The organism is Tsuneonella mangrovi (genome assembly GCF_002269345.1).
Lineage (GTDB): Bacteria > Pseudomonadota > Alphaproteobacteria > Sphingomonadales > Sphingomonadaceae > Tsuneonella > Tsuneonella mangrovi.
In genome coordinates this window covers 1,689,845-1,703,852 of sequence record NZ_CP022889.1, presented here as the reverse complement: position 1 = coordinate 1,703,852, position 14,008 = coordinate 1,689,845, and the positions used below count along the sequence as shown (strand labels likewise).

Annotated in this window: 12 protein-coding genes; 3 read left to right on the top strand and 9 right to left on the bottom strand. The window is 64.3% G+C overall.

Features of this window, described 5'->3' with window-relative positions; genetic code table 11:
* Window positions 1-7: 7 nt before the first annotated feature.
* The 5 genes from CJO11_RS08310 to CJO11_RS08290 form a co-directional block, all read right to left on the bottom strand.
* A complete protein-coding gene (locus CJO11_RS08310; RefSeq protein WP_095012291.1) occupies window positions 8-1,390 on the bottom strand; it encodes a sugar transferase in 1,383 nt (460 codons plus the stop codon).
* A 93-nt stretch (window positions 1,391-1,483) separates the two neighbouring features.
* Window positions 1,484-2,530, bottom strand: coding sequence for a DNA polymerase III subunit delta (holA, locus tag CJO11_RS08305; protein WP_095012290.1), 1,047 nt, complete (start codon window positions 2,528-2,530; stop codon window positions 1,484-1,486).
* Entirely contained in the window at window positions 2,527-3,027 is a 501-nt protein-coding gene (gene lptE, locus CJO11_RS08300; protein ID WP_240504380.1) for an LPS assembly lipoprotein LptE, read from the bottom strand. The genes holA and lptE overlap by 4 nt, the downstream gene beginning before the upstream one ends.
* Entirely contained in the window at window positions 3,024-5,558 is a 2,535-nt protein-coding gene (gene leuS, locus CJO11_RS08295) for a leucine--tRNA ligase (protein WP_095012289.1), read from the bottom strand. Before leuS ends, lptE begins: the two co-directional genes overlap by 4 nt.
* A 19-nt stretch (window positions 5,559-5,577) precedes the next feature.
* On the bottom strand, window positions 5,578-6,027 hold the full coding sequence (locus tag CJO11_RS08290) for a DUF3576 domain-containing protein (protein ID WP_095012288.1): 450 nt from the start codon (window positions 6,025-6,027) through the stop codon (window positions 5,578-5,580).
* A gap of 388 nt (window positions 6,028-6,415) precedes the next feature.
* Here CJO11_RS08290 and CJO11_RS08285 point away from each other — a divergent pair, with 388 nt between their 5' ends.
* The 3 genes from CJO11_RS08285 (at window position 6,416) to CJO11_RS08275 (ending at window position 9,841) form a co-directional block, all read left to right on the top strand.
* The gene (locus CJO11_RS08285) at window positions 6,416-7,144 is read left to right on the top strand and encodes a hypothetical protein (RefSeq protein WP_240504378.1); all 729 of its coding nucleotides are present in this window, start codon (window positions 6,416-6,418) and stop codon (window positions 7,142-7,144) included.
* Between the two features lie 158 nt (window positions 7,145-7,302).
* The gene (gene phbB, locus CJO11_RS08280; RefSeq protein ID WP_095012287.1) at window positions 7,303-8,025 is read left to right on the top strand and encodes an acetoacetyl-CoA reductase; all 723 of its coding nucleotides are present in this window, start codon (window positions 7,303-7,305) and stop codon (window positions 8,023-8,025) included.
* Window positions 8,026-8,086: 61 nt separating this feature from the next.
* A complete protein-coding gene (locus CJO11_RS08275) occupies window positions 8,087-9,841 on the top strand; it encodes a chloride channel protein (RefSeq protein WP_095012286.1) in 1,755 nt (584 codons plus the stop codon).
* A gap of 12 nt (window positions 9,842-9,853) precedes the next feature.
* Here CJO11_RS08275 and CJO11_RS08270 read toward each other — a convergent pair whose 3' ends face one another.
* The 4 genes from CJO11_RS08270 to CJO11_RS08255 all read right to left on the bottom strand — a co-directional run bounded on the left by CJO11_RS08270 (window position 9,854) and on the right by CJO11_RS08255 (window position 13,881).
* Window positions 9,854-10,240, bottom strand: a complete 387-nt coding sequence (locus CJO11_RS08270) for an MAPEG family protein (protein WP_095012285.1) — start codon at window positions 10,238-10,240, stop codon at window positions 9,854-9,856.
* Window positions 10,241-10,253: 13 nt separating this feature from the next.
* Window positions 10,254-11,567: a cytochrome P450 gene (locus CJO11_RS08265; protein ID WP_095012284.1), complete on the bottom strand. Its 1,314-nt coding sequence runs from the start codon at window positions 11,565-11,567 to the stop codon at window positions 10,254-10,256.
* A gap of 2 nt (window positions 11,568-11,569) precedes the next feature.
* Complete coding sequence (locus CJO11_RS08260; RefSeq protein WP_205651050.1) at window positions 11,570-13,114, bottom strand: acyl-CoA synthetase; 1,545 nt, start codon at window positions 13,112-13,114, stop codon at window positions 11,570-11,572.
* Between the two features lie 131 nt (window positions 13,115-13,245).
* Window positions 13,246-13,881: a M23 family metallopeptidase gene (locus CJO11_RS08255; protein ID WP_338064629.1), complete on the bottom strand. Its 636-nt coding sequence runs from the start codon at window positions 13,879-13,881 to the stop codon at window positions 13,246-13,248.
* Window positions 13,882-14,008: the final 127 nt, after the last annotated feature.

Here is a 14,008-nt window from a genome sequence, read left to right as displayed (position 1 = left end):
CCTCGCGTCAATACGCGCGTGGGTGCAGGAGCACCCTGAAGGTGCGCAGGACGATCAGCATGTCGCGCCAGATCGTCCACCCGCGAATATATTCAAGATCAGCGGTAAGCCTGTCGGAAAGGTCCGCTTCCGCGTCCGTCGCGCCGCGCAGGCCGCGCACCTGGGCGAGGCCGGTCATCCCCGGCTTGAGCGCATGGCGCTGCCAATAGGCGCGGTCGACTTCCCAGAACAGTTTTTCTCCCGCGTGCGATCCGAGCGCGTGCGGCCGCGGCCCGACGATACTCATATCGCCGCGTAACACGTTTAAAAGTTGAGGCACTTCGTCGATGCTTGTGCGGCGAATGAATCGCCCGATCCAGGTGACCCTGGCATCGTCTCGTGATGCCGAAACGCTCCCGTCTTCACCGCTGGCGGTCACTTTCATCGAGCGAAACTTGTACAAATCGAAGAAGCGATTGCGCCGACCCAGCCGCTGCTGGACGAACAAGACCGACCCGCCGTCGGTAAGCTTGATGAGCGCGGCAACCACGATCATCGGCACCGCCAAGAGCGGCAACAGGGTGATTGCCAGAGCCAGGTCGAATGCGCGCTTGATCGCGCGTTGCTGCAGGCCCAGTGGGCCGGAGGAGACGACCAGCGCAGTGCATTCGGGTGTGACCGAGAGGCCGATCGGCTCGAGGTCGGCGACCTGGTCAGTCACGATTTCCCCCCACGCCCCGGCGGCACGCAGCACGAACGCCCAGTCGAGCCGCGCGGACAACGGGCAACTGACGATCACCCGGTCGACATTCAACAGTAGCTGGCCGATGCGGTCGAGTGCGTGCGGATCGTCGCGATCGGGCGCCAACCCAAGCGCCCCGGCATCGATCCGATGGGCGTGGTCGATCTTCGCTGGCGGGCCACCGGCGTCGATCAGCAGGACATTTGACGCCCGTCCACCCCACTTGGCGGCGACCCAACGGGCCATTGCCAGCCGGATCGTCACGATCCCTGCCGCGGTCAGGACAAAGCCGCCCACTGAGACCACGCGGGAGAAATCCGCGGTCGACTTGGCGAGGAACCAGATCGTCAGCAGCAGGATCGCTGCCAGGACAAGCGCAATGAGAGCCCTGCGGATGGCGAATGCCAGATTCTCAAGCGCCTTGAGTGAATAGGCGCGCTCATACAGCGCCAGCGTCAGGTAGATCGGGAGCAGCAAGTCCGCTTGCGCCAATGCAGTCCGCACCGGCTGCCAGTCGAGATAGGCGATGCCGACGAGCGTAAATGCGCCAAACATGGCCGCGACATCGGCCAGCATGATCACGATGTAGGCCCGCAGGCGACGTCGCTCGACCGATGCGATCGGAACCGCGATCGTAGCTTGTCTCTCAGGTCTTCCCGCGTCCATCATTTTCTGGCGGCACCGCTTGGCGATGCCGCGGCGATCCTCATTGTGGTTATGTGCCGATTTACCCTAGGCAATTTGCGCAGGCGATTGAAGTGGTTAGTGTGCGGCTTTGCGTCCGGTCATGGCAATCCCGGCAAGTGCCTGTGCCAGCAGGGTTTCCCCGGCGGCATTGTTCGCGAGCAGTTCGCGGTGCAGTTCGACCAGCCGCGCGACCAGCCGGTCGAGCCGCTTGCCGCGCCAGATCGACAACTGATCGGCCAGGTCGGGCACGTCCTTGAAGAACACGCGCCGGGCCTTGCTTTCGCCCTGCACGAAATTGCGCGGGTTCTGGCCCGGACCCATGCGCGCATCGAGCTGGGCAAGCTGTGCAGCGCGGCGTTCGAACGCCAGCAGCAGTCCGACCGGGTTGAGCCCAAGCTCGCGCATCCGGTGAAGTTCACCTGCAAGCTGCGCCGTCTTCCCTGACAGGACCGCGTTGACCAGCGGCATGAACCCGTCTTCCTCGGTACGCGCGCCCACCGCATCGAGCGCTTCGGCATCGACCGTCGCGGGTGCTTCGGGAGTGGCGTCGAGATAGAGCGCCAGCTTGGCGACTTCCGACTGGGCGAGCAGCACGTCGAGCCCGGTGGCTCGCGCGATCCGCTCCGCCATCGGGCCGCTGAGGCGCAGGCCTGCTTCGTCTCCCATCGTGCGGACTGCGTCGCGCACTTGCGCCAGGTCTGGCGGCCAGAACATTGCCACCAGCGCATCGTCTCGCTTCTCGAGCAGCTTGGCGGTACGCGCCTTGTCGGTCGCCGAAGTTGCGACGATCAGCACGGCACAAGGGTCGCCCTCGCCCGCGTCGATCGCGGCGAGCAGGTTGGCAACCGCGTCGTGCGCTTCGTCGCCGGTTGCGCGCACGAAAATGTGGCGACTGCCCGCAAACAGCGAAGTCGAGCGGGCCTCGTCGTCGAGCAGGACCGGGTCGCGCCTCAGGTCGCCGCCAGCCAGTTCGACCCGTTCGCCCGGATTCTCGATCATCGCGGCGATGCGCTGCGCTGCGGCGTTGGCGCCGGCTTCGTCGGGCCCGCAGAAGAAGAAGACGCGCGCGCTGCGGGCGGCACGCGGGGCCATGCTGGCGAAGTCGCGCTGGGTCGCCTTCACTTCTGTTCGCGCAAGGTGAGCGCGACCTGCGTAACGATCTTGTCGGCGACGACCTTGGTCAGGTTCTCGAGCGCGGTTTGTTCGGCGGCAATCGTGGCGTATTCGCTCGACACTACGTCGATACCGGCGTCCGAGCCCGACGTCGCGTCAAGCAGGATCTGCCCCGTATCGAGGCTGACGAGCTGGTAACGCGCGCGCAGCGTGCGGCGTTCGCGGCCGACCGTGCCGTCGCTCAGCACGCCGAGCCCTTCGAGCTGATCGTCGAGCCGGACGACCAGTTTGTAGCGCGGCGTCGAGCTTCCGCCGGCATCGAGCCGATCGGTCAGCGCATTGCGCATCAACCAGCCCGATTGGCCTTCGATCGGCGGGACTTCGACTGCCGCCATCCCGCGCGCGACAGTGCCGCTGCCGCCCCCGGCGTACATCGGCTGCAACCCGCACGCCGAAAGGCCCATCGCCAGCGCTCCCGCGGCGAGGAGGCGCGCCAGCGCTGTCATGCGACGATGTTGACCAACCTGTCGGGCACTACGATCACCTTGCGCACTTCCGCTCCGTCGAGCGAACGCTGGACTTTCTCGCTGGCGAGCGCAAGCGCCTCCAACTCGGCCTTGTCGAGACCCTTGGCCACGGTCAGCGTGTCGCGCAGCTTGCCCTTGACCTGCACCGCGATGGTCACTTCGTCATCGACCAGCATAGCGGGATCAACCGGAGGCCAAGTCGATTCGGCAACCAGTTGCGACGAAATTCGGTCTCCCAGAACTTCCCGCATCGATTCTGCCAGATGGGGCATCATCGGCGAAATGAGGCGCGGCAGGATCGCGATTGCGGCCATCTGCTCTGCACACGGGTGTGACTTTTCGATGGCGTTCACGAACTCATAGATCTTCGCGACCGCCTTGTTGAACTGAAGCGCCTCGATATCGGTGCCAACACCAGCGATCGTGCGATGAGCCAGTCTTTTGAGACCAGGATTAGCCGGCGCGTCGACGTCACATTGGGGATCGTTCGCAACCACTCGCCACAATCGCTGGACGAACCGCCCGCACCCTTCGATCCCGGCTTCCGACCACGGCAGGTCGCGTTCGGGCGGGCTGTCGCTGAGCATGAACCAGCGCACTGCGTCGGCGCCATACTGGGCGACGATCGCATCGGGGTCGACGACGTTCTTCTTCGACTTCGACATCTTCACGACCTTGCCGACCGTCACCGGCTTGCCGTCAGCCTTCAATGTCGCGCCGTTGCCTGTGCGCTCGACTTCTTCAGGCCCGAACCACACTTCGCGATCGCCTTCTCGGCGCGAATAGGTCTCGTGCGTCACCATCCCCTGCGTAAACAGGCTGGCAAACGGCTCGGCAAAATCGAGCATGCCGATATGCTGGAGCGCGCGGGTCCAGAAGCGGGCGTAGAGCAAGTGCAGGATCGCGTGCTCGATCCCGCCGATATACTGTTCGACAGGCAACCACTTGGCGACTTCGGCCTTGTCGAACGGTTTGTCCGCCGGCTGGCTGGCAAAGCGCAGGAAGTACCAGCTCGAATTGATGAAAGTGTCGAGCGTGTCGGTTTCGCGTGTCGCCTTGCCGCCGCACTGAGGGCAATCGACGTGCTTCCACGTCGGGTGGCGTTCTAGCGGGTTGCCCGGCGTCTGGAAGTCGACGTCTTCGGGCAGTTCGACCGGCAGCTGGCTTTCCGGCACCGGGACGATCCCGCATGCATCGCAGTGGATGAACGGGATCGGCGTGCCCCAGTAACGCTGGCGCGAAACGCCCCAGTCGCGCAGCCGCCACACGGTCTGGCCTTCGCCCCACCCTTCTGCCTCGGCGCGGGCGATGACCGCGGCGATCGCGACAGCCACACCCATCCCGTCGAGGAAATCCGAATGGACCAGTACCCCGTCGCCCGCTTCGGCTTCGCCGACGAACGGCGCATCGGCCTCTTCGAGGCTCTTGGCGACGACGCGCTCGATCGGCAGTTCGTACTTGGTGGCGAATTCGAAGTCGCGCTGGTCGTGTCCCGGCACGCCCATCACCGCGCCGGTGCCGTAGTCCATCAAGACGAAGTTGGCGATGAACACCGGCAGGTATTTGCCGGTGAACGGGTGCAGCGCACCAATCCCGGTGTCGAACCCGAGTTTTTCGGCGGTTTCGAGTGCCGCTGCGGTGGTCGCGCCGCGCTTGCACTGTTCGACGAACTTGGCGGCATCGCAATTGCTTGCGGCAACCTGCTGCGCGATCGGGTGGTCGGGCGCAACCGCGACGAAGCTGGCGCCGAAGATCGTGTCGGGCCGGGTGGTGTAGGCCTCGACCTCGCCGCCATCTGACAACGCAAAGCGAAACTGCAGGCCCTGGCTCTTGCCGATCCAGTTTTCCTGCATCAGGCGCACCTTGTCGGGCCATTTGTCGAGACCCGCCAACCCGTCGAGCAAATCTTCTGCGAACTGGGTGATCTTGAGGAACCACTGCGAAAGCTTGCGCTTTTCGACCTCCGCGCCCGAGCGCCAACCCTTGCCGTCGATCACCTGCTCGTTGGCGAGCACGGTCATGTCGACCGGGTCCCAGTTGACCTCGCTTTCCTTGCGGTAGACCAGCCCTGCTTCGTAGAGCTTGAGGAACAGCGCCTGTTCGTGGCCGTAGTATTCGGGGTCGCAGGTAGCGAGCTCGCGGCTCCAGTCGAGCGCGAAGCCGAGGCGCTTCAGCTGCGCCTTCATGTTGGCGATGTTGGCCCGCGTCCAGCCGTCGGGGTGGACGCCCTTCTCCATCGCTGCGTTCTCGGCCGGCATCCCGAATGCGTCCCACCCCATCGGGTGGAGCACTTCGTGCCCGCGCATTTTCTTGTAGCGCGCCAGAACGTCGCCCATCGTGTAGTTGCGCACATGGCCGATATGGATGCGCCCCGATGGATAGGGGAACATCTCGAGCACGTAGCTCTTGGGCTTGTTGCTGCCAGAGTCGGCGGTGAAGTTGCCCGCTTCATCCCAGGCGCGCTGCCAGCGCCCGTCCGCCGCAGACGGATCGAAACGCTGATCGGTCATGGGAAAAACTCCGTTCCGGTCAGCCCGCGATCGCCTGGCGGCGCAGGTCGCGCGCCTTGGTGAGGATTATATCCTCGAGGCGCTGCACCGTCGCGGCCTGCACCGGGGCGTCGACCCAGGTGCCGTTCTGCTTCACTTCGCGGCTGGCGGCGACCCGCAGCGCATCGGCGCGCAGGTCCTGGTCGAGGATCGATACAGTGACCTTCACGCGCTCGTTGGGGTCGCGCGGGTTCGAATACCAGTCGGTAACGATCACGCCGCCCGAACTGTCGGCCTGAAGCAATGGCGCAAAGCTGACCGTTTCGAGCGCCGCGCGCCAGAGGTACGAATTGACCCCGATGGTCGTAACGTTGGCGGCCGCGAGATCGGCCTTGGGCCGCGAATGGCCGCCGCAAGCGGCAAGCGTAGCGATCGCGGCGACAGCCAACGTGGCGCGGGCGATGCGGAGGCGGTTCGAAGTGACGGTCATATTGGGGGTCGGTTATCCTCGAAAGTGTCCAAGCGAGCCTCTAGAGCGCGTGGCCCCGGCAGGCAAGGTGCTCGCGCGGCAAATGCACCGCCGGGCCGTGAACGCGGGCTGAATTGGCCGCAGCCGCGCGTTTTGTGGACCGGGTGCAACACTCGCGCGGCCAATTTGTCTCAAGCATGCTAATCGATTGGAAATATTGCTCGGGGGGGCATAAGTCTGGCATATTGTTTCATGGCTTCGAGTCGCTAGCGTTTGCGAGCGGTCGTTGTCAGGTCGGGTTCAGGTGGAAGGGGCAATAGATTCGCCTGCCATCTGGCGAACAGGAGGTTGACGGGCAGTCGTGGCGTTGCAGGGCACCAGCATCGCATCGCAAAGGATCGGTCAGCGCGTGCGTAAGTTCGTGCCCCGCCTGTTTGCGGCTGGTTCTGCCATTGCGCTGGCGGTCCCGAGCGCCGGGCTGGCGGTAACCGCAACAAGCATGCCGCGTTCAGTGCTTGCGGCAATCGCCCCGTTCACACCGGCCAATGGCGACCCGGAAATTTCGCGCGAACTGGCGGCGCAGGTCGCGGCTCGCGGGCGGACAATCCGCTTCACGCCGGCCGGCTCGATCGGCCCCGATGCGCGGACCATGACGGTGGCGGTGCGAATCGACGATTCGACGGCCAGGGCAATTTCCGTACGTTCCGCAATCGCTGCGGCGCAAGCCGAAGCGGGCCTCGGCACATCGATCGCCAGCATCGCTCCGACCCGCTACAATCTCGGAATCGCGCGCGGTTACCAGAGCTTTGCCAAGCCCGACACGGTCAAGCTCGACTTGCCCGATGCCCAGATGCCCGATCTTGCCAGCTTCCAGCCGAGCGAAGGGGCAAAGAGTGCGCCGGGCCGTCTCCAGCCGCGCATTTCGCTCGAGCAGGACAGCAACCTCGGTCGCGCGCCGCGCACGCTCGAAGGTGCGGGGCAGCAGACCGTCGATCTCGGCGGCGCGTTCCGCCTGTCGCGCAACCTCAATGTGACCGCCGGCGTGCGCCTGCAGCAGGACCGCGATCGCCTCGCGCCGCTGACCGATTCGGTACAGGACAGCAAGGCGGTCTACGTCGGGACCCAGTTCCGCTTCTGATCGCGCACGAGCGGGATTCCGCTCTTCCTCGCACGAAATTCCCGTAAATTCGTATGAATTGCCGCGCGTTTCGCGGCGTTTCGCTTTGCCCGCGCGATGGCTTGGCCTAATCAGGCTTCAGGAGAGTCCGGACAACCTGAAGAGGCAGGGGATCAGTTATGACACGCGTTGCAATCGTGACCGGGGGAACCCGGGGTATCGGAGAGGCGATCAGCCTCGCGCTCAAGGCGCAGGGGCGGACAGTCGTCGCCAACTATGCAGGCAACGATGCCAAAGCGCAGGCTTTTGCGGACGAGTACGGCATCAAGGTGGCCAAGTGGGACGTGGGCGATCACGAAGCCTGTATCGAAGGCTGCAAGCAGGTCGCCGCCGATGTCGGCGAGATCGATATCGTCGTTAACAACGCGGGCATTACCCGTGACGGCACACTGCACAAGATGAGCTTCGACGACTGGAACGACGTGATGCGGGTCAACCTCGGCGGGTGTTTCAATATGGCCAAGGCGTGCTTCCCGGGGATGCGCGAGCGCGGCTGGGGCCGGATCGTCAACATCGGTTCGATCAACGGCCAGGCCGGGCAATACGGCCAGGTCAACTATGCTGCGGCGAAGAGCGGGATCCACGGTTTCACCAAGGCGCTGGCGCAGGAAGGTGCAAGGTTCGGGGTGACGGTCAATGCGATCGCGCCGGGCTATATCGACACCGACATGGTCGCTGCCGTGCCCGAACCGGTGCTGGAGAAGATCGTCGCCAAGATCCCGGTGGGCCGGCTTGGCCATGCCGGCGAGATCGCGCGCGGGGTAGCCTTCCTGACCAGCGACGAGGGCGGCTTCGTCACCGGGTCGACGATGAGCATCAATGGCGGCCAGCATATGTATTGATCTTTTGCCGCGACCACTGTCTTGAGCGTCGCACAAGACAGGTCGTAAACATGGTCGGGCAATGATCCGCGCAAAATTGGCTAGAATTCTGGCGGTGGCGGCAGTCCGTCAGCGGCGCATCCTGCGCCAGAGCGAGCTTGCCTTCATTGCGCTTGCAGCACTGGTCGGCATCGGCGCAGGGCTGCTTACGCTGACACAGCAGTTCCTTGCTCACGGGATGCAACACATCCTCTACGGCATTGAAGAGAACCGGCTCAGCGCACTCGCTTCGATCGAGCATCCCTGGCGGTTGCTTGCCTTGCCGCTGGGCGGGCTTTCGCTCGTGCTGGTCGCCTTCCTGTTGCGCGGGCGCCGCGCACCGATCGACGTAGTCGAAGCGAATGCGCTTCACGGCGGACGCATCCCGTGGCGCGACAACCTCGTGGTCGCGCTCCAGACGATCCTGTCGAACGGCACTGGTGCGTCGGTCGGCCTCGAGGCGGCTTATGCGCAGATGGGCGGCGGACTCGGCTCGGTGGTCGGCCAGTGGCTGCACTTGCGCCGCAACGACTTGCGCACGCTGCTCGGCGCCGGTGCCGGCGCAGCGATCGGAGCGGCATTCGGTGCCCCGCTGACCGGCGCGTTCTACGCGTTCGAAATCGTCATCGGCACGTACGTTCCGGCTGCGATTGCCCCGGTCGTTGCCGCTTCGCTCACCGCGACGGTCGCTGCGCGGATGTTGGGAGTGGAACCCTACCTGATCGCGACCAGCGCATCGCATCCGCTGACGTTCGAGTATTACATCGCCTACGGTGTTCTCGGCCTGCTCTGCGCAGGGCTCGGCATCGTGATCATGCGCCTGGTGACCGCCGCGGAGATGGCCGTGCAGGGCATGAAATGGCTCGGCCGGTGGAAGCCGCTGGTAGGTGGACTTTTGTTGATGCCGATCGCCTATATCTCTCCGCAAGCGCTTTCTTCGGGGCACGGGGCGCTGCATCTCGATCTGTTGCTGCTGCCCGCGATATCGGTCTTGCTGGTGATCGTTGTGTGCAAGATTGCCGCGTCGGTCATTTCGCTTAGCTTCGGTTTTCGTGGAGGCCTGTTCTTCGCATCGCTTTTCCTCGGTTCGGTGGTCGGCCAGCTGTTCGCCCAGTCGGTCAATCTCATGGGGCTCGGCTTTACGCTCGATCCGGTCGATTCGGCGCTTGTGGGAATGGCCGGTCTCAGCGTGTCGATCGTCGGCGGGCCGATGACGCTGGCGATGTTGACGCTGGAGATCACGCATAACTTTGCCCTTACCGGCATTGTCCTGACTGCTGCGATCCTCTCGACGGCGACGACGCGCGAAACATTCGGCTATTCGTTTTCGACCTGGCGACTGCACTTGCGCGGATCGGCAGTTCGCAGTGCGCGCGATATCGGCTGGGCGATTTCGCTCACCGCCGGGCGGGTCATGCGGCGCGACTGGGTGTCGATCGACCAGACCGCCAAAGTGCGCGAATTTCGTCGCCGCGTGCCGCTCGGCTCGGCCAGCAAGGCGATCCTGGTCGACAAGCAGGGGCAATATGCCGGGATCGTGTCGACCGCGACCGCGCACCGCGAAGACGTCGCGCCCGATGCCTGGCTTGCATCGATCAGCACCCTGGAGGATGTCGCGCTGTCGCCGGCCACGCAGATCGGCGAGGTGCTGCGAATATTCGATGCCAATTCGGCCGACGAACTGGCGGTGGTCGATGCCAACCGCAAGGTGATCGGGGTGGTAACCGAAAAATACGCTCGCCGCCGCTATGCCGAAGAGATCGAGCTCAGCCAGCGCCAGTTGTTCGGCGAAAGCTGAGGCTGCGGCGCCTCAACCCGCGCCCAGAATAATGGCCTTCACCATCATTGCCAAACCAGCGAGGCTGACCAGCCAGACCGCCGAGCGCAGCAGGATCACGCCGCTGACATAGGCTGGCACGTAGAGTACGCGGGCGACGAGAAACAGCCACGCGCCTTTCAGGGCCAACCCCTGGTCGACCCGCAGCACCATCGAGAGTAGCGCGAGCGCAATGAATGCGGGCAGGGCTTCGCGCAGGTTGTCTTTCGCGCGCCCCAGCCTCCCCGCAATCACGCCCGGCTCGGGGATGTGATCGCGATTGCCGACGATTGCGCGCATGTCGAAGCGGTAGAGCGTGGTTTCCTGCAGGAACAACTGAACCGCGTAGAGTGCGAGGACGAGCAGGATTACGGTCGCCATGCGAGACCTCCCTTCAGGCTGCCGAGACCTTTAGCGGCAGCGTCTTCAACCCGCCGACGAAGGTCGAATTCGAACGCTTCGCTTCGCCGGCGAGCTCGACCGTTTCGATCCGGTCGAGCAGTTCCTCGAAAAGAATGCGCATCTCCAGCCGCGCGAGGTGGAGGCCGAGACACTGGTGCGCGCCCGCGCCGAACGCCAGGTGGCGATTGGGGCTGCGTGCGGCATCGAACCGGCGTGGATCGTCGAATTGTGCGGGGTCATGGTTGGCCGCGACGTAGTTGATCATCAGCCAGTCGCCCTTGGCGATCGGCTGGCCCGCAATTTCGGTGTCCTCGGCAGCGGTGCGCATGAAGTGTTGCACGGGGCTGGTCCAGCGGATCGCTTCCTCGACGATCCCTGCCAGCAATGACCGGTTGGCCTTGACCCGTGCCCACTGGTCCGGATCCTGCGCCAGCGCCAGCATCGCGCCTGCCGTGCTCGCCGAGGTGGTATCGTGCCCGGCGGCGGCGACGATGATGTAGTAACCCATCATGTCACGGTCGCCCAGCGGTTCGCCGTCGATGGTGGCGTTGGCGATCGTGCTCGCGACATCGCCGGTCGGGTGCGCGCGCTTCTCGGCGGTCAACTTGGCGAAATAGGCCTCGAAGTCCCTCACTGCGCCGGCGACGATCTGGGTAATAACTTCGGGGCTGAGATCCTTCATGCCCGACTGGTTGAGGTCTTCGTCCTGCCCACCGAACATCTGCTGGGTAAGCATCAGCATTCGCGGCTCGTCCTCCTCGGGCACGCCAAGGATCTGCATGACGACATGGAGCGGATAGGGCGCAGCGACCAGCTTGCAGAAATCGACCGTTTCGCTGCCGTCTCCGGATGCCGCCAGCAACCGATCCACCGCGCCTTTTGCGATGGCGCGGACTTCGTGCTCGATCGTGTGCAGGTTCTTTGGCATGAACCAGTCCTGCGTCAGCTTGCGGTATTTCATGTGGATCGGCGCATCGAGGGTCACCAGGCTGGAGACCATGTGCTCGCTCCCGCCGGTGAACGCCTTGGCGAACTCGATCCCGTCGGTCAGGCTGAAGACAACCGTGTGCGGGTTGTTGAGGAAAGTCGCGTTGTCCTTCGATACCCGCATCACGTCGTCGTAGCGGGTGAGCAGCCAGAACGGAGGGAACACGCCCGGCTCGTCGGGCTCGATCCGTGCGACCGGCTGGTTCTCGCGCAACCAGTCGAAAGTATCGAGCAAGTGCTCCCATTCTCCGTATGATCTGGGGTCGATCACTTCGCGAGCGATTTCGGGCGATGCGAGCGGGGTTGCGGTGCTGGCCATGATCAGGCTCCCTGTGCTCCGGCGGCCCTGGCGGCGTATTCGTCGCGCAGTTCACGCTTGTAGAGCTTGCCGTTGGCTTCGCGCGGCAGGTCGGGTCGGAAATCGAACTGCTTGGGCATCTTGATGCGCGCAAGGTTGGGGGCGAGGAACTCGCGCAGCTCGGCCTCAAGCGCTTCACCGGCGTCCGCCATGTCGACCGGCTGGACCACCGCGACCACCCGTTCGCCGAAATCGGGATCGGGCGCACCGATCACCGCTGCATCCATCACCTTGTCGTGTGTCACCAGCAGGTTCTCGATTTCCTGCGGGTAGATATTGACCCCACCCGAGATGATCATGTGGCTCTTGCGGTCGGTGAGGTAGAGGAAGCCGTCTTCGTCGACATGGCCGATGTCGCCCAGCGTCATCCAGCCGTTGGCGTGCATCGCCTCGGCGGTCTTGGTCGGATCGTTGTGATAGGTCGGCAGGATATCGTTCTCGAAATAGAGCAGGCCGTCTGACCCGGCGGGCAGTTCCTCGCCGTCCGGGCCGCACACATGCAGCGTGCCATGCAGCGCCCGACCGACGCTGCCAGGATGCGCGAGCCAGTCCTTGCTGCCGATCATGGTCATGCCGATGCCTTCGGATCCGGCGTAATATTCGATGATGATCGGCCCCCACCATTCGATCATCGCGTGCTTGACCGGAACCGGGCACGGCGCGGCAGCGTGGATCGCGCATTGGTGGCTCGACAGGTCGTAGCGCGTGCGTTCCCGCTCATCGAGTTTGAGCATGCGCACGAAATGGGTCGGGACCCATTGGCTGTCGGTCACTTTATGTTTCTCGATTGCCGCCAACGCGCCTTCGGGAGTGAATTTCTCCATCACGACGACCGTCCCGCCCAGCCGGTGGACGGTGGTGCACCACGCCAGCGGCGCGGCATGATAGAGCGGCGCGGGCGAGAGGTAGACCATCTCGCCATCGGCGGGCATCCCCGCCCCCATCACTGCAAGGCCGACAAGGGCGGTAGGCTCGGCAATGTTGTCGCTCGGCGGAGGGGCGGGCTTGACCCCTTTGGGGCGCCCGGTCGTGCCCGAGCTGTAGAGCATGTAAGCGCCGGGATACTGGTCGGGGATGGGCGTCGCGGGCTGAGCTGCCAGCGCGTCGGCGAAATCCTCCGCACCGCTGCCGTCGAGGATCATTTGGTTGCAGTCCGGCAGTTCGCTGCGCAGCGCTTCGCTGATTTCGGCAAACTTGGCGGTGGTGATCAGCGTACGCGATCCCGAATCCTGCAGGATATAGGCGACTTCCGGGGCAGTCAGGCGCGTCGAGATCGGCACCATCATCGTGCCCGCGCGCTGCGACCCCCAGACCAGTTGGAGATACAGCGCGTTGTTTTCCATCAGCACCCCGAAGGCGTCGCCTTTCTGGAACCCGTTGACCCTGAGCCAGTGCGCGAAGCGGTTGGCTGTGGCGTCCATCTCGGCATAGGTGACGGTCTCGCCGCTTCCGGCCATGATGATGGCGGGGCGATCGGCGCGTTCCTGTGCGTGGACGACTGGGTGCATCGGCAACTCTCCTGTGCGACTCCGCTTGGCGGAGTTCCTTGCGGCACAGGTTAGTTGCACAAAGCAACCGGGCAAGCAAAAAGGCGGCGGGATCGCTCCCTGCCGCCTTTTAATCGGACCTCGCGGTCAGATCAGTTGTCGTCGAGCGGGGTATCGTTGAGCGCGGCAAGCAGGATCCCGCGCTGCGCCGGGGTTTCGACCATGTAGGGCGCGGGGTTTACCGCTTGCCCGTCGACCCGCACTTCATAGTGCAGGTGCGGCCCGGTCGAACGACCGGTGCTGCCGACGTAGCCGATCACTTCACCTTTCTTGACGTGCTCGCCCTCGGCAACCGCCAACCGCGACATGTGCGCATAACGGGTTTCAAGGTTCGCCCCGTGGTCGATTGCGACAAATAGTCCGTAGCTGGAAAAGCGGTCGGCTCGCTCGACCACGCCGTCGGCGGTTGCATGGACAGGGGTCCCCACCGGGGCAGCGAGGTCGATGCCCTTGTGCTTGCGTAGACCGCCGAGCACCGGATGCTCGCGCATCCCGAAATTGCTCGTGGTGCGCGCACTGTCGACCGGCATTTGCGACGGGATAGAGACGCTGGTGCTAGTGACCGGGGGAACCGATGGGCCGTTCTGGTCGAGCGATTGCCACGAAGTGAACAGCTGCTTGAACTGCTCGTCGCCGCCGGAAATCGAAGCAGCCTTGGCCTCGCGGACTGGCGCAGTGATATCGGTTGCTGCCGCGCTGGAAGCGGCGAGCGCTGGGCTCATTCCCATCGTGAAGAAAGCACCAACTGCGGCGCACACCGCCATGGCTTTGCGATCGAAGCTGATAGCGACCAAGAGTTCCGTCCTTGTCTTTTTCAGCCAGGCGCATGGCGCTCGGCAACTTACCCGAAGAGCC